Source organism: Caulobacter sp. BP25, assembly GCF_002737755.1.
Lineage (GTDB): Bacteria > Pseudomonadota > Alphaproteobacteria > Caulobacterales > Caulobacteraceae > Caulobacter.
In genome coordinates, this window is the sequence record NZ_PEGH01000012.1 from 101,516 (window position 1) to 122,267 (window position 20,752).

General features: G+C 66.9%; 20 protein-coding genes. 9 read left to right on the top strand and 11 right to left on the bottom strand.

Annotation, left to right across the window (positions count from 1 at the left end; all coding sequences use genetic code 11):
- The first annotated feature begins 51 nt into the window (after window positions 1-51).
- The gene (locus CSW59_RS09175) at window positions 52-711 is read left to right on the top strand and encodes a hypothetical protein (RefSeq protein ID WP_099443752.1); all 660 of its coding nucleotides are present in this window, start codon (window positions 52-54) and stop codon (window positions 709-711) included.
- Here the strand turns inward: CSW59_RS09175 and CSW59_RS09180 are convergent.
- From CSW59_RS09180 to CSW59_RS09190, 3 genes are all read right to left on the bottom strand, one after another.
- On the bottom strand, window positions 686-1,495 hold the full coding sequence (locus tag CSW59_RS09180; RefSeq protein WP_099443753.1) for a sterol desaturase family protein: 810 nt from the start codon (window positions 1,493-1,495) through the stop codon (window positions 686-688). The genes CSW59_RS09175 and CSW59_RS09180 overlap by 26 nt on opposite strands.
- A gap of 70 nt (window positions 1,496-1,565) precedes the next feature.
- Complete coding sequence (locus CSW59_RS09185; protein ID WP_099443754.1) at window positions 1,566-2,666, bottom strand: AraC family transcriptional regulator; 1,101 nt, start codon at window positions 2,664-2,666, stop codon at window positions 1,566-1,568.
- Between the two features lie 68 nt (window positions 2,667-2,734).
- Window positions 2,735-3,277 (bottom strand): peroxiredoxin, encoded by a 543-nt coding sequence (locus CSW59_RS09190; RefSeq protein ID WP_099443755.1) that lies wholly within the window; start codon window positions 3,275-3,277, stop codon window positions 2,735-2,737.
- Between the two features lie 110 nt (window positions 3,278-3,387).
- On the opposite strand from CSW59_RS09190, the gene CSW59_RS09195 reads away from it, so the two are divergent.
- The 8 genes from CSW59_RS09195 to gmk all read left to right on the top strand — a co-directional run bounded on the left by CSW59_RS09195 (window position 3,388) and on the right by gmk (window position 10,173).
- Window positions 3,388-3,867 (top strand): group II truncated hemoglobin, encoded by a 480-nt coding sequence (locus tag CSW59_RS09195; RefSeq protein ID WP_099443756.1) that lies wholly within the window; start codon window positions 3,388-3,390, stop codon window positions 3,865-3,867.
- Between the two features lie 98 nt (window positions 3,868-3,965).
- On the top strand, window positions 3,966-4,910 hold the full coding sequence (gene fabD / locus CSW59_RS09200; protein ID WP_099443757.1) for an ACP S-malonyltransferase: 945 nt from the start codon (window positions 3,966-3,968) through the stop codon (window positions 4,908-4,910).
- Between the two features lie 111 nt (window positions 4,911-5,021).
- Window positions 5,022-5,762 carry a 3-oxoacyl-[acyl-carrier-protein] reductase gene (gene fabG, locus CSW59_RS09205; RefSeq protein WP_099443758.1) on the top strand — a complete coding sequence of 247 codons (741 nt, stop codon included), beginning with the start codon at window positions 5,022-5,024 and terminating at the stop codon, window positions 5,760-5,762.
- Between the two features lie 140 nt (window positions 5,763-5,902).
- Window positions 5,903-6,139, top strand: a complete 237-nt coding sequence (locus tag CSW59_RS09210; RefSeq protein ID WP_004615098.1) for an acyl carrier protein — start codon at window positions 5,903-5,905, stop codon at window positions 6,137-6,139.
- A gap of 165 nt (window positions 6,140-6,304) precedes the next feature.
- Complete coding sequence (fabF, locus tag CSW59_RS09215) at window positions 6,305-7,585, top strand: beta-ketoacyl-ACP synthase II (RefSeq protein WP_099443759.1); 1,281 nt, start codon at window positions 6,305-6,307, stop codon at window positions 7,583-7,585.
- Entirely contained in the window at window positions 7,582-8,652 is a 1,071-nt protein-coding gene (gene mltG, locus CSW59_RS09220; RefSeq protein WP_099443760.1) for an endolytic transglycosylase MltG, read from the top strand. The genes fabF and mltG overlap by 4 nt, the downstream gene beginning before the upstream one ends.
- Before the next feature lie 5 nt (window positions 8,653-8,657).
- Window positions 8,658-9,539 carry a YicC/YloC family endoribonuclease gene (locus CSW59_RS09225; protein WP_099443761.1) on the top strand — a complete coding sequence of 294 codons (882 nt, stop codon included), beginning with the start codon at window positions 8,658-8,660 and terminating at the stop codon, window positions 9,537-9,539.
- A complete protein-coding gene (gmk, locus tag CSW59_RS09230) occupies window positions 9,532-10,173 on the top strand; it encodes a guanylate kinase (protein WP_099443762.1) in 642 nt (213 codons plus the stop codon). Before CSW59_RS09225 ends, gmk begins: the two co-directional genes overlap by 8 nt.
- Window positions 10,174-10,218: 45 nt before the next feature.
- Here gmk and CSW59_RS09235 read toward each other — a convergent pair whose 3' ends face one another.
- The 8 genes from CSW59_RS09235 to lptF all read right to left on the bottom strand — a co-directional run bounded on the left by CSW59_RS09235 (window position 10,219) and on the right by lptF (window position 20,726).
- A complete protein-coding gene (locus CSW59_RS09235) occupies window positions 10,219-10,476 on the bottom strand; it encodes a GlsB/YeaQ/YmgE family stress response membrane protein (protein ID WP_099443763.1) in 258 nt (85 codons plus the stop codon).
- Between the two features lie 274 nt (window positions 10,477-10,750).
- Complete coding sequence (locus CSW59_RS09240; protein WP_099443764.1) at window positions 10,751-12,340, bottom strand: sensor histidine kinase; 1,590 nt, start codon at window positions 12,338-12,340, stop codon at window positions 10,751-10,753.
- A 269-nt stretch (window positions 12,341-12,609) separates the two neighbouring features.
- Entirely contained in the window at window positions 12,610-13,428 is an 819-nt protein-coding gene (gene rsmA / locus CSW59_RS09245; protein WP_099443765.1) for a 16S rRNA (adenine(1518)-N(6)/adenine(1519)-N(6))-dimethyltransferase RsmA, read from the bottom strand.
- A gap of 103 nt (window positions 13,429-13,531) precedes the next feature.
- Window positions 13,532-14,533 carry a 4-hydroxythreonine-4-phosphate dehydrogenase PdxA gene (pdxA, locus tag CSW59_RS09250; protein ID WP_099443766.1) on the bottom strand — a complete coding sequence of 334 codons (1,002 nt, stop codon included), beginning with the start codon at window positions 14,531-14,533 and terminating at the stop codon, window positions 13,532-13,534.
- On the bottom strand, window positions 14,530-15,888 hold the full coding sequence (locus CSW59_RS09255; RefSeq protein ID WP_099443767.1) for a peptidylprolyl isomerase: 1,359 nt from the start codon (window positions 15,886-15,888) through the stop codon (window positions 14,530-14,532). The genes pdxA and CSW59_RS09255 overlap by 4 nt, the downstream gene beginning before the upstream one ends.
- A 170-nt stretch (window positions 15,889-16,058) precedes the next feature.
- Window positions 16,059-18,491 carry an LPS-assembly protein LptD gene (locus CSW59_RS09260; protein WP_099443768.1) on the bottom strand — a complete coding sequence of 811 codons (2,433 nt, stop codon included), beginning with the start codon at window positions 18,489-18,491 and terminating at the stop codon, window positions 16,059-16,061.
- Complete coding sequence (gene lptG, locus CSW59_RS09265; RefSeq protein WP_099443769.1) at window positions 18,484-19,587, bottom strand: LPS export ABC transporter permease LptG; 1,104 nt, start codon at window positions 19,585-19,587, stop codon at window positions 18,484-18,486. The genes CSW59_RS09260 and lptG overlap by 8 nt, the downstream gene beginning before the upstream one ends.
- Window positions 19,584-20,726: an LPS export ABC transporter permease LptF gene (lptF, locus tag CSW59_RS09270; protein ID WP_099443770.1), complete on the bottom strand. Its 1,143-nt coding sequence runs from the start codon at window positions 20,724-20,726 to the stop codon at window positions 19,584-19,586. Before lptF ends, lptG begins: the two co-directional genes overlap by 4 nt.
- Window positions 20,727-20,752: the final 26 nt, after the last annotated feature.

The window sequence follows — 20,752 nt, forward strand, 5'->3', positions numbered from 1 at the left end:
TCGCGGTGACTCCGGACTTGTCTCGTCGGGATCCTATGCTACGCAGATCGCATGAAAGGCTTGGCTGTCATTTCATTCGGAGCTGCGGCGCTCGCCTTTGGTGGCCCGGCCTGCGCCGAACTGATTCAAAAGCCCGCCATGTCGGTCTCGGCCCGGGATGGGCGGTTTGCCGGCTATTCGGCCGCCCTGCCGCTGGACCTGTCTACGGACAGCGAAAAGGTTGCTCTGACGGTCAAGTCCTCGGGCATGCTTGAGAACCCGACCTACGATTTCGACCTGAACCTGAGCCAGAAGCCAGATGAACGCCGGATCGGTCAGCGTTCGTTGGCCCTGGGCGCGTCTTGGAACCAGGACGAGGCTCGCCTCCGCTCGTCCATGTCGAAGATGTTCGGTTTCGGCCTGCTGCCGCGCGCCAACTATGTCAGCGTGTCGATGGACATGGACGCCAGCCAGGCGATCGCCGTGCCCAGCAGAATCCCCGTGACGCGCGCCAACATCCGTTCTTCCCTGACCCTTGACGGCAAGCCGATCGGCTCGATCGCCTTTGGCGGCGGCTCGGCCGGGGAAGAGGGCGTGGATTTGTCTCTCACGCGCCCCTTTGATATCCCGGCCGAGTTCACGGTCAGCCTGCGCGGCGTCAACACCGACCGTGAGCAATGGCGGCTGCAGGACGCCCGCGCCATGGTCAAGCTGGTGAAGGCGAACTGGTAGCCTTCCGTTGGCGGTCCTTGCGGGCCGTGGCCTCGGAAAAGCGCTTCAGATAGTCCGGGTGCTCGGTGCCCATAAGCTTGTCCCACCAAGTGAAATAGAGCCCATAGTTCCAGCCGGCCTGGGCGTGATGCAGATCGTGATGCGTCACGGTCGTCAGCCAGGGGATCAGCGGCCGGCCGTCCTTACGGGCGGGGAAAAGCTCGTATCCCGAGTGACCGATCGTGTTGCGGACGATCTGGTGCAGCATGAACAGGCCAATCACCGGCCACTGGGTCGGGACCAGGATCATCCATAGCGGCACGAAGACGCCGTTGATGAAGGCCTCGCCCAGGTCGAAGCTATAGGCCGTGAACGGCGAGGGATTGTTCGACCGGTGATGCTGCCGGTGGAAGCGCCGGAACAGGCGGCGGTCGTGGATCAGCCTGTGGGTCCAGTAGAACCAGGCGTCGTGGGCGATGATCATCAGGACAAGGCTGGTCCAGAACCAGGCGGGGCCCCAGCTCTTGGCGATGTAGGGGCCCGGTAGCAGACCCGCTCGGAACAGTCCGAACGTCAGCAGGCCGAGCGTTGAGAAGATCATTATGGACCGGATCGAGACCGCGAACTCGATCAGCAGCTGGCGCGCCGGCGGGCGGTTGTCGCGGATCTTGCGGTTGGCCAGGGGCGCGGCCAGCATGACCCACAGGACCAGCCAGACGCCGACCGAGAAGATCACGTAGCGGGTCACGTCGACCTGCATGCCGCCCAGCCAGTTGCGGCCGAAGGCGAGAAGGGTGTCGGACATCGAAAGCTCCTTGGCGATGGACCTCGCCAGGGAAGCGCCGCCCGCGCCGCCCGTCGCGCCGTTCGCGAAATCAGGCTTGTTTGTCGGCTTTCGGCGCGGCTTGAGCGGTTTCGACCAGCCGCAGATGGGCGATGGGCGGCGTCGCCTGCTGGCGCCAGGCGGTCGGGGTCACGCCGACGGCGGCCCGGAAGGCGCGATTAAATGGCCCCAGCGAGCCGAAGCCGTGCTCATAGGCGATGGTCGAGACCGACTTCAGCGCTTGTTCCGGATCGGCCAAGGCGGCTTTGGCCGCCTCGATCCTTCGGCCGTTGACGTAGTCGGCGAAGTTGCGGTGACCCAGCGTGCCATTGATCAGCTTGCGCAGCCGATGCTCGGGCGCGCCGACCAGGGCCGCGAGACTGCCGATCGAGAGATCTTCCCCGCGCCAGACCTCGGTCTCGTCCATGGCCTTGTCCAGCCGCGCCAGGATCAGCCGGTCAGCGGGTGTGAGAGCGAGCGGCGTTTGGGCGGCCGTGTCAGTCGCGGGAACGATCTGGACCGCCACCAATTGCGGCTCAGCGCGAAGCAAGACCAGCGTCGTGGCAAGCGCCAGGATAGCCAGAAAAGCAGCCTGGATCAGTTCCATCGCGCCGCCGGGCAGGAAGACCAGCCAACGCATGTCCTTGGCCGCGATGATCAGTACGTAGCCGCAGGCGGCGGCGGCGAGTAGAGGTCGGAGCCGCCGCCTTTGCGGCACCAAGTCGCCGCGCCAGCCTCTCCAGGCGACGACAAGCACGTGTGCGACCATCAGCATCTGCATGGCGATATAGCCGCCCCAGATGGTCTCGCACCACGCCTTGGGCGCGACCTGGGCGGCGAGCCAGAACAGGAAGGCGATCCCGGGGCCCGCCAGTCGCCAGAGCGGCGGCTTGGGCGCGTCTTCCAGCAGATCCAGGGCGAACATCCAGAACAGCCCCGTTCCGACGACCGAGGCGGCCCAAAGGGGATCGAATCTTCGGAGTTCAGGGCCCCAGCCCGAGGTGACGTGCGCGATAACGCCGAGAAAAAAGGCGGCCCCGAGCCAGCGGATGGGCGAGGGGCGTGGCGTTGCCAACAGAACAAGGCCGCTCGCGGCGAAGCCGCCGATGGCCACGCCGCGTATGATGGCTTCTGTCTGCGCGAGATCGGTCATGGCCGATCATGGCCGCCAGCGCGCGCGAGCTTCAACCCGCGCGGATGGCTGGAACCGGAAAAGGCTCGTTATTTCTTGGCCGCCTTGTAGGCCTTCACCGCGCCCATGGTCTGGGTCACGTGGCCCATGAAGTTGCCGTCGGTGTAGGACAGCAGAATCTTGCCGTCCGGGGCGATGACGTAAGAGGTGCGGTTGGACCAGTCCGGCTTCACCGCCAGGGCGACGTCGTAGCTCTTGACCAAAGCCTTGTCGGCGGCGGCCACCGCGAACTTGTCGCGGCAGTGCTCCTTGGAGAAGTCCTTGATGCGGTCGACATTGCCAGCCGTGACGCCGATCACTGTGGCGCCTAGCTTCTCGAACTCGGGCGTCGCCTCGGCGAACTCGTGAGCCTCGGCGGTGCAGCCGGCGGTGTAGGCAGCTGGGAAGAAGTACAGCACCACGGGGCCCTTCTTGAGCGCCTTGGCCAGGTTGAAATCGAAGTCCTTGCCAGCCAATGCGGCCTTGGCGCTGAAGTCGGGGGCCTTGTCGCCGACCTTGAGAGCGGCCAGGGCGGGAGAAGTGGCGGCGAGCGTTAGGGCGGCCGCAGCGATACCAGCGAGCAGGCGAGACATCGGAAGACTCCGGAGGAGAGGGATGTTCATGGTCATGTCTTGGATAACTCCATTCTCTCGACTTCCAAACCTCTACATGCGTGGCTAGGCGCCAGACGCAGGAGCACGACATGCCGGCCGAGGAAATTGAGACGCCGACCCTGGCCGCCTGGGCCGGCGGCCCCGAGCGGTTCGAGACGCTGTTTTCGACCTTCTACGTCAGGGTTCCCGAAGATCCGGTGTTAGCGCCCGTGTTCGCCGGTATGGATCCTCGGCACGCCCAGCACGTGGCGGCCTTCGTCGGCGAGGTGTTTGGCGGGCCCAAGGCCTACACCCAGGCCGGCGGTAGCCACGCCGCTATGATCCGCAAGCACTTGGGCCGCCACCTGACCGAGGCGCAACGGAAGGCGTGGGTGGCGCTGATGCTCGACACCGCCGACCAGGTCGGTCTGCCCACAGATCCGGAATTCCGCGCCGCCTTCGTCGGCTATCTGGAGTGGGGGACACGTCTGGCGGTGATCAACTCGGCCGACGGCGTCGCCGAGCCCGAGGACGATCCGCCCATGCCGGTCTGGGGCTGGGGCCCGCCCGGCGGTCCCTGGTTGGGGTGAGGTCCCTTGTCGGCGCGCGCAACGGCCTGACTTGCCGCCCGGCGACCTTTGGCCTAACCCTCCCGGCCTTGAATCTCATAAGAACGGAGCGGGCTTTCATGAGCATCGCCTTCATTTTCCCCGGTCAGGGCAGCCAGTCTGTCGGCATGGGCGTGGATCTCGCCGAGGCCTTCGCCAGCGCTCGCGAGGTGTTCCAGGAAGTCGACGACGCCCTGGGCCAGAAGCTTTTCGCCCTGATGAAGGAAGGCCCCGAGGGCGACCTGACGCTGACTGAAAACGCTCAGCCGGCCCTGATGGCCGTCAGCCTGGCGGTGACTCGGACGCTGGAGAAGGAATTCGGCGTCGGGATCGACAAGGCCGCCTTCGTCGCCGGCCACTCGCTGGGCGAATACTCGGCCCTGGCGGCCGCCGGCGCCATCAGCCTGTCCGACACCGCGCGCCTCCTGAAGCTGCGCGGCCAGGCCATGCAGCGCGCCGTGCCGGTGGGCGAGGGCGCCATGGCCTCGCTGATCGGCCCCAAGACGGACCTCGCCCTGGCCGAGGAAGCGGCCAAGGCCGGCTCGGAGGTCGGCGTCTGCGTCGTGGCCAATGACAACAACAACGGCAATGTCGTGATCTCGGGCGCCAAGGCGGCCGTCGACAAGGCCATCGAAAAGGCCAAGGAACTGGGCGCGCGGGCCATTCCGCTGAACGTCTCGGCGCCGTTCCACTGCCCGCTGATGCAGCCGGCGGCGGATGAGATGGCGCAAGCGCTCGCCAAGACCACGATCCTGGCGCCGCGCGCGCCGTTGGTCGCCAATGTCACCGCAGCCCCGGTCCATGATCCGGACGTCATCCGCAAGCTGCTGGTCGAGCAGGTCACCGGCCGCGTTCGCTGGCGCGAGAGCATGACCTGGCTGGCCGGCCAAGGCGGCGTCACCCGCTTTGCCGAAGCCGGCGCCGGCAAGGTTCTCTCGGGCATGGCCAAGCGCATCGCCCCGGACGCCGAGTCGACGCCGCTGAACACGCCCGCCGATCTCGAAGCCTTCGCCGCTTCGCTCTAGAAACTTTCATCCCGGGCGAGCGCAAAGCGCGGTTACCCGGGACCGCAACACGCGCCGGCGTTTCCGGCGATCCCGGCTCTGGGGCCGGGATGACACTGGGAGACAACCCAAATGTTCGACCTCACCGGCAAGACCGCTCTCGTCACCGGCGCCACCGGCGGCATCGGCGGCGCTATCGCCCGCGCCCTGCACGCTCAGGGCGCCCATGTCGTGCTCTCCGGCACCCGCGAATCGGCCCTGGCCGAGCTGAAGGCGGAACTGGGCGATCGCACCTCGACCGTCGTCGCTAACCTGTCCGACGCCGAGCAGGTGGATGGCCTAGTCGCCAAGGCTGAGGACGCCGCCGGCGCCCCGCTCGATATCGTGATCGCCAACGCCGGCATCACCCGCGACGGCCTGATCGTCCGCATGAAGGACGAGGACTGGGACACCGTGATCAAGGTGAACCTGGAGGGCTATTTCCGCCTGTCGCGCGCCGCCGCCAAGGGCATGATGAAGCGCCGCGCCGGCCGCATCATCGGCATCACCTCGATCGTGGGCGTCACCGGCAATCCCGGCCAGACCAACTACGCGGCCTCGAAGGCCGGAATGATCGGCTTTTCCAAGGCCTTAGCCCAAGAACTGGCCAGCCGTGGCGTGACCGTCAACTGCGTTGCGCCGGGCTTCATCGCCAGCCCGATGACCGACGCCCTGAACGAGCAGCAGAAGGCAGGCATCCTGTCGACGATTCCCGCCGGCAAGCTGGGCGAGGGTAGCGACATCGCCGCAGCCTGTGTTTACCTGGCCAGCGACGAGGGGGGGTACGTCACCGGCCAGACCTTGCACGTCAACGGCGGCATGGCGATGATCTAAGCCGTCCCCGTTCCTTTGTCGGCGACCCGCTAGTAAGCCGAAAAGGAACGTGATAGGCGGTGCCCGACAATTCCTGCGGAAAGCAGACGCCTCGTCTGTCAGCCCGCAGGTCGATATTTCATAACGAGGGACTGAACAGAATGTCCGACATTCTCGAGCGCGTGCGTAAGATCGTCATCGAGCACCTGGATGCCGATCCCGAGAAGGTCACCGAGAAGGCTTCCTTCATCGACGACCTGGGCGCCGACAGCCTCGACAACGTTGAGCTGGTGATGGCGTTCGAAGAAGAGTTCGACATCGAAATCCCGGACGACGCCGCCGAGCACATCCAGACGGTTGGCGACGCCGTGAAGTTCATCACGGAAAAGACCGCCTAAAAGGCGTCGCGTTCGCATAGCGAACTAGACCATATTCCGCCGCGTCGCACGGGCTCTTGCCATCGTGCGCGCGGCGGTTTTCGTTTGAGGCCAAGATTCGCGGCTAGCGCGTGCTTGGGGTAATCCCCAGATACCGCGCTCCGCGCCGAAGGTTGGGAGTGATCCATGCGTAGAGTCGTTGTCACTGGGCTGGGCCTGCTGACCCCTCTGGGCCAGGGCGTTGATGTCACCTGGAAGAACATTCTGGCCGGCAAGTCCGGCGCGAACCGCATCACGGCCTTTGATCCGACCGAATACGCCTGCCAGGTCGCCTGCGAAGTGCCGCGCGTCGATGGCCGTGGCGGCGGCGGTCCGGACGTCGAGGGCAGCTTCGATCCCGATCAGACCATGAGCCCGCGCGACCAGAAGCGCGTGGACGATTTCATTCTCTACGGCATCGCCGCCGCCGACGAGGCCATCAAGGATTCGGGCTGGGTTCCGGAGACCGACGAGCAGAAGTGGCGCACTGGCGTCATCCTGGGCTCGGGGATCGGCGGCCTGTCGACGATCGCCGACACCGCCATTGAACTTGAGGCCAAGGGCCCCCGCCGGGTCAGCCCGTTCTTCATCTCCTCGGCCCTGATCAACCTGATCTCGGGTCAGGTCTCGATCAAGTACGGCTTCAAGGGCCCCAACCACGCAGTCGTGACGGCCTGCGCCACCGGCGCCCATGCCATTGGCGACGCCATGCGTCTGATCAAGTACGGCGACGCCGACGTGATGGTCGCCGGCGGCGCGGAAGCGGCCGTCTGCAAGGTCGGCATCGCCGGCTTCATCGCCTGCCGCGCCGTCTCGACCGACTGGAACGAAACGCCTGAAAAGGCTTCGCGCCCTTATGACAAGGACCGAGACGGCTTCGTAATGGGCGAGGGCGCGGGCGCCCTGGTCCTGGAGGAGTATGAGCACGCCAAGGCGCGCGGCGCCAAGATCTACGCCGAAGTGGTCGGCTACGGCCTGTCGGGCGACGCCCACCACATCACCGCACCGTCGGAAGACGGCGAAGGTGGCGGTCGCGCCCTGGCGGCGGCGATCAAGGACGCGGGCCTGAAGCCCTCGGACATCGACTACGTCAACGCCCACGGCACCTCGACGATGGCCGACGGCCTGGAGGCGGGCGCCGTCGAACGCTTCCTGGGCGACCACGCCAAGAACGTCGTCATGTCCTCGACCAAGTCGATGACCGGCCACCTCTTGGGCGCGGCCGGCGCGATCGAAGGTATCTTCTCGATCCTGGCGATCCGCGACCAGATCGCCCCGCCGACCATCAACCTCGACAACCCCGACGTCCACGTCGCCATGAACCTGGCGCCGAACAAGGCCGTGCCGCACAAGATCGACGTGGCCGTGTCCAACAGCTTCGGTTTTGGCGGCACCAACGCCTCGGTCGTGTTCAAGAAGGTCTCGTGAGCAAGAAGCCGTCTCCCCGCAAGAAGACCACGCGGGGCAAATCCTCCCGCCGGGAGACCGCGTCGGCCGCCAGCCGGCTGACGCGCGGCCTGCTGGGCGCCGTCGCCACCTTCGTGGCGGTCGGCGTGCTGGTCCTTTTGGTCGCGCTGTGGGCCTATAATGGGCCCGGCCCTGCCGCGTCCTCGGGGGACACCACAACGGTCGTCCTGCGCAAGGGCTCCAGCCTGCCGGAGATCGCTTCCAGCCTGGAGAAGGGCGGGGTTATCGGCTCGTCCTCGATCTTCATGACCGCCGCCAAGCTGACCGGCGCGGCGCGCTCGCTGAAGGCGGGCGAGTACGAGTTCAAGTCGCGCGCCTCGATGGCCTCGATCCTGGACGCCATTCGCCGCGGCCGCATCGTGCGCCACTGGATCACCGTTCCCGAGGGTCTGACCTCGGACATGGTGATGGACATTCTGGGCAAGTCCGACGTGCTGACTGGCGAGGCCGCGACGCCGCCGGAAGGCTCGATCCTGCCCGAGACCTACGAGGTCCAGCGCGGCGAGGACCGCGCTGCGGTCCTGCAGCGGATGATGGACGACCGCGACAAGGTGCTAAACGCCCTGTGGGCTAGCCGCCAGCCGGGCTTGCCATTCTCCTCCAAGGAAGAGGCCGTTACCCTGGCCTCGATCGTCGAGAAAGAGACCGGGCTCGCCGAGGAGCGTCCGCGCGTGGCCGCCGTGTTCGTCAACCGTCTTCGGACCGGCATGCGTTTGGGTTCGGATCCGACCATCATTTACGGCATCTCGCGCGGCCGGCCGCTGGGTCGGGGCATCTTGCTGTCAGAGCTGCGCCGCCCGACGCCCTACAACACCTATCTGATCGCCGGTCTGCCGCCGACGCCCATCGCCAATCCGGGCCGCGCGGCTCTGGCGGCGGTGCTCAATCCTCCGACGAGCGACGAGCTCTACTTCGTCGCCGACGGTACGGGCGGGCACGCCTTCGCCACGAGCCTGGAACAGCACAACGCCAATGTCGCCAAGTGGCGGCAGATCGAGCGCGAGCGCGCCGCCAAGACGGGGGGCTAGAGGTCATGCCACTGTCTGGAATGACCGGCTTTTCCCGGGTCGAGGGCGCGCACGGCGCCTGGTCCTGGTCCGTGGAGGCGCGCAGCGTCAACGGCCGCAATCTCGAGACCCGCTTTCGCGGCCCGCCGGGCTTCGAGGGGCTTGAGCGCGCCGCCCGCGACGGCGCCCAAGCGCGCTTCCAGCGCGGCCAGCTGACCGTCGGCGTCCAGGCCAAGCGCGCCGAGAGCGGTGGCGAGACCAAGGTCAACATCCAGGTTCTGGAGCGCTACCTGACCGCCGGCGGGCCCTATGTCGCCACCGGCATGGTCGCTAAGCCTTCGCTGGACGGCCTGCTGGCGCTGAAGGGCGTCATCGAGGCCCGCGAGGACGAGGACGACGCCGAGACCCGCGCCGCCGTCGAGGCCGCCATGGCCGCCTCGATCGCTCAGGCGCTGGACGGCCTGAAGACGGCGCGCTTGGAGGAGGGCGCGGCTCTCTCGCCGGTGCTGCATGGCCTGGTCGACCGGATCGAGGATCTGAACCGCCAAGCCGAGACCGAGGCCGCCGGTCAGCCTTCGGTGCTGAAGGAGCGCTTTGCTCGCCGGATGGCCGAACTGATCGGCGAAAGCGCCAGCGAGGAGCGCATCGTCCAGGAAGCCGCCGCCCAGGCCGTGAAGGCCGATGTGCGCGAGGAACTGGACCGTCTGGCCAGCCATGTCGCCGCCGCGCGCGGCCTGCTGGCGGGCGAGGGGGCGTCGGGCCGTCGGCTCGACTTTCTCTCCCAGGAATTCATGCGAGAATCCAATACCCTCTGCTCGAAGTCGGCCCTGACCGCTCTGACCGCGATCGGTCTGGAGCTCAAGGCCGTGATCGAGCAGTTCCGCGAGCAGGTCCAGAACGTTGAATAAACCCCATCATCCCACGCGCGGCCTGCTCCTGATGGTCGTCGCGCCCTCGGGCGTCGGCAAGACCTCGCTGACGCGCCGCCTGGTCTCCGACCATAGCGACCTGCACCTGTCGATCAGCGCCACGACCCGTGATCCGCGTCCGGGCGAGCACGATGGCCGCGACTATCATTTCGTCACGCGCGAGCGGTTCAAGGAGATGATCGACCAGGACGCGTTCCTGGAGTGGGCCGAGGTCTACGGGAACTTCTACGGCAGCCCCAAGCCGCCGATCATGCAGGCCTTGGAGCGGGGCGAGAGCGCGCTGTTCGACATCGACTTTCAGGGCGCGATGAAGGTGCACGCCCAGGCGAAGGAGGATAGCGTCCTTGTCTACATCCTGCCGCCGTCCCTGGCCGAGATGAGCCGTCGCCTGCACACGCGCAGCCAGGACAGCGAGGAAGTCATCCACCGTCGCCTGTCGCGGGCCAAGGACGAGGTCGCGGCCTGGGAGCTGTTCGACTACGTGATCCTGAACGACGACTTCGACCGCGCCTATGCGGACCTTGCCCACATTTACCACGCCGAACGTCTGAGGCGGTCGCGTAACCCCTGGATCGGTAACCTGGTGGGCGATCTGCTCAAGGAAGAAGTCTAAATTCCAGTGGCGGGCCGCTTGAGGACCCGCCGCCGGGGCCGCGCGCTACAGGGCGCGGCGGCTGAAGACCAGGTGGTAGATCGCCAGCACGACGATCGCGCCGATCGTGGCGACCAGCAGGCTGTAGAGGTTGAAGCCGGACACGCCGCTGTTGCCGAACTGGTTGAACAGCCAGCCGCCGACGAACGCGCCGACGACGCCGAGCACGATATCCAGCAACAGGCCGTTGCCGGAGCGGTTGACGATCTTGCTGGCGATGAAGCCGGCGATCAGGCCGAGAAGTAGCCAGGCGAGAATGGACATCGGGGGGACTCCTTGGGTGGCCGCCCTGCGCGACCTTGTCCAAAAAAGGCCCAACGGCGCCGTTAGTTCCCGCGCATGCGCTCCTGAACGATCGCGATCAGCTTCTCGGCGGGCGCGCGGCCCAGGGCGATGAACAGGCCCGAGCCCAGGATGGCTCCGATCAGAAATGACAGGCTCACGCGGGACCTCCCCTAGGACGATGGTTCTCTATGCAGGCGCTCCATGGCCGGGCCAAGGCGACAACGCGGCGCTGCGACGATCGGTCTTCCCTGGCTCAGGCCCGCGTCGTGGCGAGGATGGTCAGAACGCAGGTGAGCCCCTCGGGCGCGTAGTCGAAGGTCGCCGACCCGGCCAGTTCTCCTTTGAGACTGGCGGCGACCAGCCGCGAGCCGAAGCCCTTGCGCTGGGGCGGACTGACCGTCGGTCCGCCGTCCTCTTCCCAGCGAATGATGGCCCGGGTTCGGCCCTCGCGCCGCCAGGCAATGGTCACGCGGCCAGCTTCGCGGGAGAGAGCGCCGTACTTCGAGGCGTTGGTGGCCAGTTCATGGAAAATCATCGCCAGGGCCACCGCTCCATTGGGCGATAGCGGCAGCGGCGGTCCCTCCAGCGTCACCTGGGCGGCGTAGGGCTCAAGCGTCTCGGCTAGGATCTCGCCAAGGTCCGCGCCCTCCCAGCTGCGGCGGGTCAGGAGATCGTGGGCGCTGGCCAGGGCGTGGATGCGATCGTTGAACTGGCGCAGGCCATGTGGTCCGCCGTCTCGCAGGCTGTGCCGGGCTAGGGACTGCACGACGACCAGGGTGTTCTTCACCCGATGGTTCAGCTCGTTGATCATCAATTGCTGGCGTTCGGCCGCCTGGTTCGCCTCGGCCTCGCGCTGGCGCAGCACGTGGGCGGCGGCCCGAAGCGAGCGGCGCACCTCGGCGATTTCCACCAGATGAGACGGGGCGGGATCGAGTGGCGCGCCGGCCGCAAGCGCCTCGGCCTCGCCGACCAAGGCGCGGACGTCCCGCGAGATGGGGCGCGCATAGCCGAGGGCGGCGGCCACCGCCAAGGCGATCATCAAGACCGAGCCGACCAGGGCGGGCCCCAGAGACCCGAGGACGGCGCGAGCGATCTCGTCGCGGGGCACTCCGACGATGAAGGTCCAGCCATAGGTCGATGAGCGGCTGAAAGCCGAAACGGTCGGCACGCCATCCAGCGTGTACGCGCGGACGACGCCGTCGTTGGCGCGGGCCATGGCCTGGCGCATCTCCGCGCTCGCGAGCCGGCCCAGCATCCTCTCCTGGTCGCGCGAACGCGCCACCAGCGCGGCGTTGCGGTCGACGATACTGGCTGTCCACGTGCTCGGAAAGCCCTGGGCGGTCATCAGCGCGTGGAACGCGGCGGGGGGCTGCATATAACCCAGCACCATCACCTTTCCATCGACCAGCACCGGCATGTTGACCCCCACGATAGGCGGTTTGCCGGACCTGTGGATGAGGTTGCTGACGTTCGACTTGCCCGTGGTCATTTCCTGCCAAGAGTGGGGCGTGATCGGGGCCACGGGCGTCGGTTGGCCGGGCGGAATCCGAGTGTTGATCAGCTGAAGGTCGGGAGTCATCAGCACGATCCAGCCGTCGCGCCCCTCGGCGGCTTCTCTGGCCTGGCGTTCAAAGGTCTTGAGGTCGCCTTCGGCGAGGGCCGTCGACACGGCCAAACCCTGCAGTACACTCTGGCCCTGGCCGATCTGGCGATCGGTCGCCAGTGACAACGCTCGGGTCATGGCGGTCAGCTGAGTGGCGAACCGGCGTTGGCCTTCCGCGTACTGGGTGGCGACCAGCAGGCCCATGAGCAGGATAGCCGGCGCGGCCAGCGTCAGCGCCATGAGCAAAAGCCTTCGCGCGACCGTCGAAGGCGCCTTCAACGCACGTTTTTTGGCCACGTTCGCCCCACTGATCCCCGGGCGCAAGCTGGAGACCGGCGGCTCCACCGTCAATAGGCTTTGACGACGCCTACCCGTTATACGGGGCGCAGCAGCCTGCGCGCCGTCCTAGAGCCTTGCGCGTCAAAACGGAATCGTTTTGACGCGCAAGGCTCTAAATCAAACACTTAGAGCGTGACGCCGAAACCGGTTCCCACTTTCGGCGTCACGCTCTAGGCGAGGGTAGCCTTCGCCAAGGCCAGGAAGCCGGCCAGGTCGATGACCTCGGCGCGGGCGTCCGGGCTGATCCCGGCCTTCTCGCACAGTTCGCCCCCGCCCAGGGCCTTGAGGCTCGAGCGCAGCATCTTGCGGCGCTGGCCGAAGGCGGCGGCGGTGACGCGCTCCAGAGCGGCCACCAGATCGGCGGACGGCGGGGCGGGACGCGGGACCAGACGAACGACCGCGGAGGCGACCTTCGGCGGTGGGGTGAAGGCCTTGGCGGGCAGGTCCATGACTGTTTTCGCCTCGCACAGGGTCTGGGCGATCACCGCCAGGCGTCCGTAGGCGTCATCGTCCGGCTGGGCGACAATGCGGTCGGCGACCTCCTTCTGGAACATCAGGGTCATCGACAGGGGGCGGAACGGGCCCGTCAGCCAGTTGATCAGCAGCTGGGTGCCGACATTGTAGGGGAGGTTGGAGACCACATGCGCCGGACCGCCGGCGGCCTGAGCCGCGTCGACCTTCAGGGCGTCGCCTTCAACCAGCTCCAGGCGCCCTGCGGCTGCGTCGGCGACCTCGGATAGCAGCGGCAGGAAGCGGCTGTCCTTCTCGATCGCCACGACGCGGGCGCCGGTCTCGAGCAGGGCGCGGGTCAGGCCGCCGGGACCGGGGCCGACCTCGACCACGGTGTCGCCTTCGCCGACCTGGGCTAGGCGCGCGATCTTCCGCGTGACGTTCAGGTCCAGAAGGAAGTGCTGGCCAAAGCTCTTGCGCGCCATCAGGTCGTGGCGCTCCAAAGCCTCGCGCAGGGGCGGCAGATCGGCCAAGCTCATCTTTGGTTCTCCCACCTGTTTATCCGTTGGATAAACAGGCTCCTTTCAGAAAGTTAGAGCATGATGGCCGCCGAAACCGGCAGCCACTTTCGGCTATCATGCTCTAGGCCTCGCGGCGGGCTGCGATCTCGGACGCCAGCTTGATGGCGGCGATCAGGCTATCGGGACGGGCGATCCCGCGTCCAGCGATGTCGAAGCCCGTGCCATGGTCGGGCGAGGTGCGCACGATCGGCAGGCCCAGGGTGACGTTCACCCCGCCCCAGAAGTCCAGCATCTTCACCGGGATCAGGGCCTGGTCGTGATACATGCACAGCACCCCGTCGTAGCGGGCGCGGGCCTCGGCATGGAACAGGGTATCGGCCGGCGAGGGGCCCTGAGCGTCAACGCCCCGGTCGCGCAGCGCCTGAACGGCTGGGCCGATGATCTCGATCTCTTCGCGCCCGATCGCCCCGCCTTCGCCGGCGTGAGGATTGAGGCCCGCGATCGCGAGCCGAGGCGCGGCTATGCCGAAGTCGCGACGCAGGGCGTTGGCGGTGACAAGGCCCGTGTTGACGATCCCTTCCAGGGTCAAGGCGCCAGGAACCTTGGCGATCGGGGTGTGGATCGTGGCGAGCGTCGTGCGCAGGTCGCCTGCCGCCAGCATCATCACCGGGCCCCGGGGCCCCTCGAAGCGCTCCGCAGCGGTCAGCTCGGCCAGGAATTCGGTGTGACCCGGGAACTTGAAACCGGCGTCGTAGAGCGGCGCCTTGGCGATCGGCGCGGTGACCAGGCCGGAAACCTCGCCCGACAACGCCAGGCCCACGCCCGTCTCGATCCAGCGGATCACCTGCGGCGCATAGGCCGGGGAGGGCTGGCCCGCCACGACGGGGGAAAGCAGGGGGATGTCTATGACCGGCAGCGCCTCCGAGAAGACCTCCTGCGCCTCGCGCGGCCGGGTGATGGTGCGGACCTTGACCCCGCCGCCGGCCGAGGCCAGCAGCTGGGCGTCGCCGATCACGACGAAGGGCGGACCGTTGTCACGAAGGGCGCGCCAGGCCTTGGCGATGATCTCGCCGCCGACGCCGGCCGGATCGCCGGCGCTGAGAGCGAGGGGGCGCGTCGTCACCGGTTTTCGATGGTCGCCTGATTACGCAGGTCGCGCAGATAACGCTTGGCGATCAGCGCCAGCTGTTGGCCGCGCAGGCGGTTTTCGATCTGGTCGTGGGTGGGCGCGTTAGCCCCGCCCTGACGCTTGCCACAGACGGCGATCAGGTGAAGACCCGCGTCGGTGCGGATTGGATCGGAGATCTGCCCGACGTCCAGCTTGTTGGCCGCCTCTTGGAAAGCAGGGGCCAGATCGGTGATCTCGGCCTCACCGAGGTCGCCGGCGACCAGGCCGTCGACCTTGCCTGCGGCGGTCTCCAGGGTCTGGCAGCTGGTGATCTTGGGCTTGAGGTCCGTCAGCAGCTTGGTGGCGGCGGCGACCTGGGCGTCGGTGGCGTCGGCGGCCAGGGGCGCGGCGACCTGCTTCAGATCGACGATCGCGGTCTTGGAGCCCGCGCGCTTCTCGCGCAGATAGATGATGTAGACGCCGTCCTTGACCTGGATCGGGCGCGACAGCTGGCCAGGGCGCAATTGTTCCAGCGCCTCGTCGACCTCCGCCGGCATCTCGCCCTGGTTGACCCAGCCCACGTCGCCGCCGTTGGCGGCGGTGGCCGAGCCGGAGAACTGGCGAGCCACGGCGGCGAAGGGCGCGCCTTGCTGCATCTGGGTGATCAGTTGGGCGGCGCCGTTCACGGCGACTTCCATTCCGCCGACACGGCCGGCGTCCAGGAAGACTTCGCTGATTTGGTACTGCGGTTTGGCCGCGGATTCGGCGAGACGGCGCTGATAGGCCTTGATCTGGTCCTCGCCGATCCGCAGGCGCGAGCCATAACGGCCCTGGATCCAGGACTGCCAGCTGGAGTCGGCGCGCAGCTGGGCGCGCCAGGTGTCCAGGCCGATGCCCTGCTGGACCAACGACTGAATCAGCTGGTCGGCGGTCATCTTGTTGGCCTGGGCGATATCGGCCACCTGCTCGTCGACTTCCTTGTCGGTCGAGATGATCGTGATCTTCTGCTGCTTCTCGACGCGGCGTAGCTCCTGCATCTGCAGGCGCTCGTCGATCAGCGAGCGCAGCGCTTCCTGCTGAATTTGCGGCAGGTTCTCCTGCGTCGGCTGCATGCCGGAGGTCGCCATCAGCAGGCGCATGCGCTGCATCAGGTCATAGCTAGAGATGATGTCGTCGTTGACGACGGCGGCGACGCTTTCCGACAGCGGAGCGGGGGCGGCGGCCTGCGGGGCGGCGGCCGGAGCCTCCACCTGCGGCGGCGCGCCGGCTTGGTCCTGGGCCAGGGCCGGCGGGGCGAAGCTCGCCGCCGTCAGGGCCAGAATGGACGCGGCGCCGGCCGCGAAAGTCGTCACGCTACGCGCAGACCGCATGGATAGTGTCGTTCCTCTAGGCCCAGCAGCCCCCTGAGGGAGCGCGGTCGGTTATCATGGTTTCGAAGGCGACGTTCGCCGAAGCTGGCGTTTTATCCTTTCGGCCGTCGCCCCAGAGACGCGCCAGTAGGCATGCGGGCCAGACCCGCACGCCCCCCAAGCGCGGTTACTTAGTTCGAGCTGTACCCTGTATCACCCAATGTGGCGAGCGTTAGGCGGAAGACGATCGTTCGGTCAGGCTGCAGCCGAAGACCGGTCGCGGTCGAGGCGTAACGGTCTTCCTGTTGATAGATCACGTCGACGCGGATGCAGTCGTCCGTATAGGCCACGCCCAGGTCGCGGCGACGCCAGACGTCGGCCACCATGTCCCGTTGCCCGAACGCCGTGACCGACCATTGCTTGGTCAGCTTCAGTTCGCCGCGGGCCTCGAAGTTTTCTTGTTGGTTGCCGTTGGTGTCCAGCTCGTCCTTCAGATAGCGGACCGTAGCCGAGCCGCGCTGGCTGTAGGCGTCGATCCCCGTCTCGATGCGATGGATCTCCCGCGTCTCGGAGTCGAGGCGCGTGCGCGCGAAGGCGGAGATCCCCCGGATGGGCGTGACTGTCGCCGACACGATCCAGTCCGACGACTTGCTTTGCAGACCGGTGCGGGCTGGCATGAGCGGGTCAAACTTGGTGCGGAAGCTGCGGCCCACCAGGATGCTGCCGCCGCGGCCGTTAGGCAGGGCGTAGGTGGCCCGACCGCCAACGTTCAGGCGCTGGCCGCCCTCGTAGAGATCGAAGCCGGGCGACTTGTTGGCCTGGAACAGGTTGGTCTCGTCGAACTCCAGCGTCGCGCTATCTTCATTGTAGAGGTAGCGCGTCGTCCCGTCGCGGGCGACGACCACCGGCACGCGTGAGCTTTCCGAGCCGGCGGCGACTTGAGCCAGGGGCTCCAGCACGATGCTTCCGCCGTTGGATAGGGCCTTGTACAGTGGCAGGCTGAAATCGACACCGGCAACGCCCAGCGAGCGAGTGTAGGTCTGCTTGTCGTCATCGCCCAGCGCGGCGGCCGCAGCGCTGACATAGGTCTTGATGGAATAGGCGTCGGCGCGGGCCTGGGCGAACGGCGAGACCTTGAGGCCGTTGCCGACGATCTTGCTGGTCCGCCAGTCGGCCTTGACGCTGGCGCGGCTGGAGTCGACGCCGTCCTGGCCCTTGTACGCCCCGAGGTAGTAAGGGGCCTCGCCGTATTGCGACTCCGACCGGTTCAGCATCACGCCGGTGCCCTGCAGGCGCAGGCGACCGCCCAGGATCGGCGAGTCAGGCTCCCAGCGGGTCTCGACCAGCGGGCCGATCAGCGGGAAGGCCCCGCTGTTCTCGAAGGCGTTGGCCGTGCCGGTGGCGCTGGTGCCCACGACCCGCAGGCCCTGGACCGAGACCGCCGAGACCGAGAACCAAGAGCGTTGGGCCTGGCGCGTGGCGTAGAGCTGCGACACCAGACGGTGGTCGTCGCTCGTGAACAGGCCGCGCTGTTGATAGACGTCGTTGATCTTGTACCGGTCGAAGATCAGGGCGTCCGAGGCTCGTTCGGCCGAGAAGCCCCACTTCCACTTCTCGTCGATGTCGAACTTGCCGTTTGCCAGGATGTAGCTGAGGGCGGTGGCCTTGCCGAACCGGTCGCCCCGATTGTCAAAGTCTTTATCGTAGGTGAAGCCGCCGCGCGCCTCGAGCATCCCCGAGTAGAAGCGCTTGCGGTAGTGCACGTTCAGAAACGGGTTCACATTGCTATTGATCTGCGGCGTGACCACGACATCCGAAGACGGCGAGATGATGTAGAGATAGGGCTGCTCGTACGAGGCGCCCCGGCTCCTGGAATAGGGCGTGATCTTGGGGGCCAGGAAGCCCGAGCTGCGCTTGGCCTGCGGATCGGGGTGCCAGAACAGCGGCATGTACAGGAGCGGCGCGCCCCAGACCCGGATGACCGCGTGCTTGTAGTAGACGAGCTGCCGCTTCTTGTCCTGGACGATTTGGTCGGCCTGGACCGACCAGGTCGGCGTCGGCTTCTCGGCGCACACCTCGCAGGGGGTGTAGATGGCGCTGTTCAGTTCCTGGATATTGGCGTTGCGTCGCACCGCCGTCGCGGCGGCGACCTTCACGTTCTGGCCCAGGCGGGCCGAGAAGTTCCGGGCGAAGCCGGCCTTCATGTTCTCGTCGACCTCTAAGTGGTCGGCGAATTCGGCGGTGCCGTCGGTGTTGATCAGCTGGACGTTGCCGTTGGCCACGACCGTGCCGGTCTTGGTGTCGTAGATCACTTCATCGGCGCGCAGGGTGCGGCCCTGGTAGCGCGCTTCGACCCCGCCGCGCGCGGTCATCTTCTGCGCCTGGTCGTCGCGGATCAGCAGGTCGGCTTCTAGATAGTAGCCGCCATCGCCAAGGCCGTCCGACGGCGGGGCGGCGACGGTCGGGGCCTTTGGGACGGACGCCAGGCTGGTCTGGGCTTGAGCCGCGCCCGTGCAGGCGAGCGCCAACCAGGCGCCGCCGCTGAGGAGCAGGACGCGGCCGACGGACGGCGTGCTGGGACGCTGTTCAGGCATGAATGACCTTGGAAGCAATGACTCACCCATCCTCGGTATAGCAAAGCAAAGTGAAGCCCGCCAAAAGCGCCACGATCGGCGGCGTCCAGGCGGCTATGGGCGGGGCCAGAACGTCTGCCTCTCCCAAGGTGCTGCATAGCTCATTGAAGAAAAAGAACCCAAAGCCTAGAGCCACGCCAGATCCGGCGAGCGCCGCCAGGCCGCCCAGGCGCATCAGGCGCAGCGAGAACGCCGCCGCCAGCACCGACATCGCCGAGAAAAGGAGGGGCGTGGCCAGGTCCTGCTGCAGGCGCAGCTTGAACGGCGCGGCCGAGAATCCCGCATCCTCGGCGCGCGTGATGGTGGCTGGCAGCCGCCACAGCGCCACGGCCTGGGGCGTGTTGAAGCTCTCGGACGCGGTGCGGTCGTCGAGGTTCGAGGGGATGGACAAGCTGTCTGAGCGGATGGCGCCGGCGCCTGGGGTCGCCTCGCGTACCCCGGTCAGGCGCCAGAACCCTGGTTCGAGCCTGGCCTCATTGGCCTCGATCCGGCGCGTGAAGTCCATCACGCCCTTGTTGTTGAGCGTGTAGACGAACAGCGACACCCCGCGCAGCCGCACCGAGCCGTCGATCAGATCGCGACCGCGCGCCCGGATGACGATCTGGGTCTTGTCGTCGCCCTGGCGCAGCCACGTGCCCTTGGGCGCATCATTCAGATAGCCGTTCATCAGGTGATCGCGCTCGGTCTCGAAACGCGCGGTCATCGCCGTGGTCAGCGGGTTGAGCAGGGTGATGGTCAAAAGGCCGATCACGAATGAGGCGATCGCCGCCGGCATGATGAAGCGCCAGGCCGAGACCCCGGCCGCGCGCATGGCGATCAGCTCGCTGCGCCGATTGAGCTCGACGAAGGCCCACATGGTGCCGAACAGAAAGACGAACGGCGCCAGAACCAGGATGGTCGCCGGCGCTTGCAGCACGGTCAGGTACAGGAGTTGGAAGAAGGTCGCGTCCGCACGCGTGCCGACATTGCGCGCGATATCGACAAACGCGATCAGCATCACCATCGCCCCCAGCACGGCCAGGGCGGCGACAAGGGCGCTCATCGTGCGCTTTAGGACGTAGCGTTCGAGCATGCCCATGGTGATCATCCGGCCGTTCCCGTCCAGGCCGGCGCGGTGCGGGCCCGCTTGGTCGCCCGGCGGCGCGAGACCTTCTGACGGAAAACCTGTGAGAAACCCCAGCCCATCGCTATCAGCGGCACCAGATACTGCAGGACGTTGAGTTCCGGACTGTCGGCGCAGGCCGCCTGCACGCCGAAGCCGATGATCCGCACGATGCCAGCGGCCGCGCCAACGGCGGCGATCCGCTTGCCATAGCCCATGCGGCTGAAGGGCCCGCCGATCACAGCCGCCAGGGCCATGGCCATCAGGGCCAGATTGTAGAGCGGGCCGGCGAAGCGCGAATGTCCCTCGGCCAGCATCTTTTCCCTGTTCTGCTTCTCCCAGTCCTGGGTGAGGTCGGGGAAGAACAGCTCGTGCGGATAGCGGTCGGCGATCTTGTAGTGCAGAAGCTCGTCGCTGCGGAACAGGCTGGACAGGTCGAAGGTGTATTCGTCGAACGAGGTGTACTGCAGCACGCCCTGACGCGAGAATTGCTGGTTTGACCCGTAGCGCATGATCAGAACCGGCTGGCCTTTGCGGGTGGCGATCTCGGCTTCGCGCGACGAATAGGTCGACGCCCCGCCGTTGGGCATTTCCTGGTGGATGAACAGGTTCTGGATCTTGTTGTCGCGGTTGATCGACTGCGCATAGACCGTCAGGCCCGGACCGGGCTCGGTGAACTGACCGGGCTGCACCAGAGTCGAGGCGACATCGGTCTTGATCTCGAAGGCCGTCTCGCGGATTTGCCGCGCGCTCCAGGGCTGCAGCCATAGGCCCGAGATCAGCGAGATCAGGGCGGCTAGGACAGCCAGGCGAATGGCGGGCGAGATCACGGCCCAGCGACTCATGCCGCCGGCGAAACAGACGACGATTTCCTGCTCGGTGTGCAGCCGGTTCAGCGCCACCAGGGCCGCCACGAACAGCGCCAGCGGCATCATGATCGCCAGCAGCTGGGGTAGGGCCAGCAGGATGATCTTCAGGAACACCATCGCGCTCTGGCGCTGCTCCACCAGGACATCGAACTCCGACAGGCTGCGCGCCAGCAAGGCGAGCGCCACCAGGGCCGCGGTCGCCAGAAGCGTCGGACCCAGCAACTGGCGGAAGAGATAGCGTTCGATGAGGCGCATGAAGACGGGTTCGGGGCGGATGGATT

What these genes read in the sequence shown, in the direction of transcription:
- CSW59_RS09175 (WP_099443752.1), top strand. Translation starts at nt 52, where the DNA reads ATGAAAGGCTTGGCTGTCATTTCATTCGGAGCTGCGGCGCTCGCCTTT.
- CSW59_RS09180 (WP_099443753.1), bottom strand. Translation starts at nt 1,495, where the DNA reads ATGTCCGACACCCTTCTCGCCTTCGGCCGCAACTGGCTGGGCGGCATG.
- CSW59_RS09185 (WP_099443754.1), bottom strand. Translation starts at nt 2,666, where the DNA reads ATGACCGATCTCGCGCAGACAGAAGCCATCATACGCGGCGTGGCCATC.
- CSW59_RS09190 (WP_099443755.1), bottom strand. Translation starts at nt 3,277, where the DNA reads ATGTCTCGCCTGCTCGCTGGTATCGCTGCGGCCGCCCTAACGCTCGCC.
- CSW59_RS09195 (WP_099443756.1), top strand. Translation starts at nt 3,388, where the DNA reads ATGCCGGCCGAGGAAATTGAGACGCCGACCCTGGCCGCCTGGGCCGGC.
- fabD (WP_099443757.1), top strand. Translation starts at nt 3,966, where the DNA reads ATGAGCATCGCCTTCATTTTCCCCGGTCAGGGCAGCCAGTCTGTCGGC.
- fabG (WP_099443758.1), top strand. Translation starts at nt 5,022, where the DNA reads ATGTTCGACCTCACCGGCAAGACCGCTCTCGTCACCGGCGCCACCGGC.
- CSW59_RS09210 (WP_004615098.1), top strand. Translation starts at nt 5,903, where the DNA reads ATGTCCGACATTCTCGAGCGCGTGCGTAAGATCGTCATCGAGCACCTG.
- fabF (WP_099443759.1), top strand. Translation starts at nt 6,305, where the DNA reads ATGCGTAGAGTCGTTGTCACTGGGCTGGGCCTGCTGACCCCTCTGGGC.
- CSW59_RS09225 (WP_099443761.1), top strand. Translation starts at nt 8,658, where the DNA reads ATGCCACTGTCTGGAATGACCGGCTTTTCCCGGGTCGAGGGCGCGCAC.
- CSW59_RS09235 (WP_099443763.1), bottom strand. Translation starts at nt 10,476, where the DNA reads ATGTCCATTCTCGCCTGGCTACTTCTCGGCCTGATCGCCGGCTTCATC.
- CSW59_RS09240 (WP_099443764.1), bottom strand. Translation starts at nt 12,340, where the DNA reads ATGGCGCTGACGCTGGCCGCGCCGGCTATCCTGCTCATGGGCCTGCTG.
- rsmA (WP_099443765.1), bottom strand. Translation starts at nt 13,428, where the DNA reads ATGAGCTTGGCCGATCTGCCGCCCCTGCGCGAGGCTTTGGAGCGCCAC.
- CSW59_RS09255 (WP_099443767.1), bottom strand. Translation starts at nt 15,888, where the DNA reads ATGCGGTCTGCGCGTAGCGTGACGACTTTCGCGGCCGGCGCCGCGTCC.
- CSW59_RS09260 (WP_099443768.1), bottom strand. Translation starts at nt 18,491, where the DNA reads ATGGGTGAGTCATTGCTTCCAAGGTCATTCATGCCTGAACAGCGTCCC.
- lptG (WP_099443769.1), bottom strand. Translation starts at nt 19,587, where the DNA reads ATGATCACCATGGGCATGCTCGAACGCTACGTCCTAAAGCGCACGATG.
- lptF (WP_099443770.1), bottom strand. Translation starts at nt 20,726, where the DNA reads ATGCGCCTCATCGAACGCTATCTCTTCCGCCAGTTGCTGGGTCCGACG.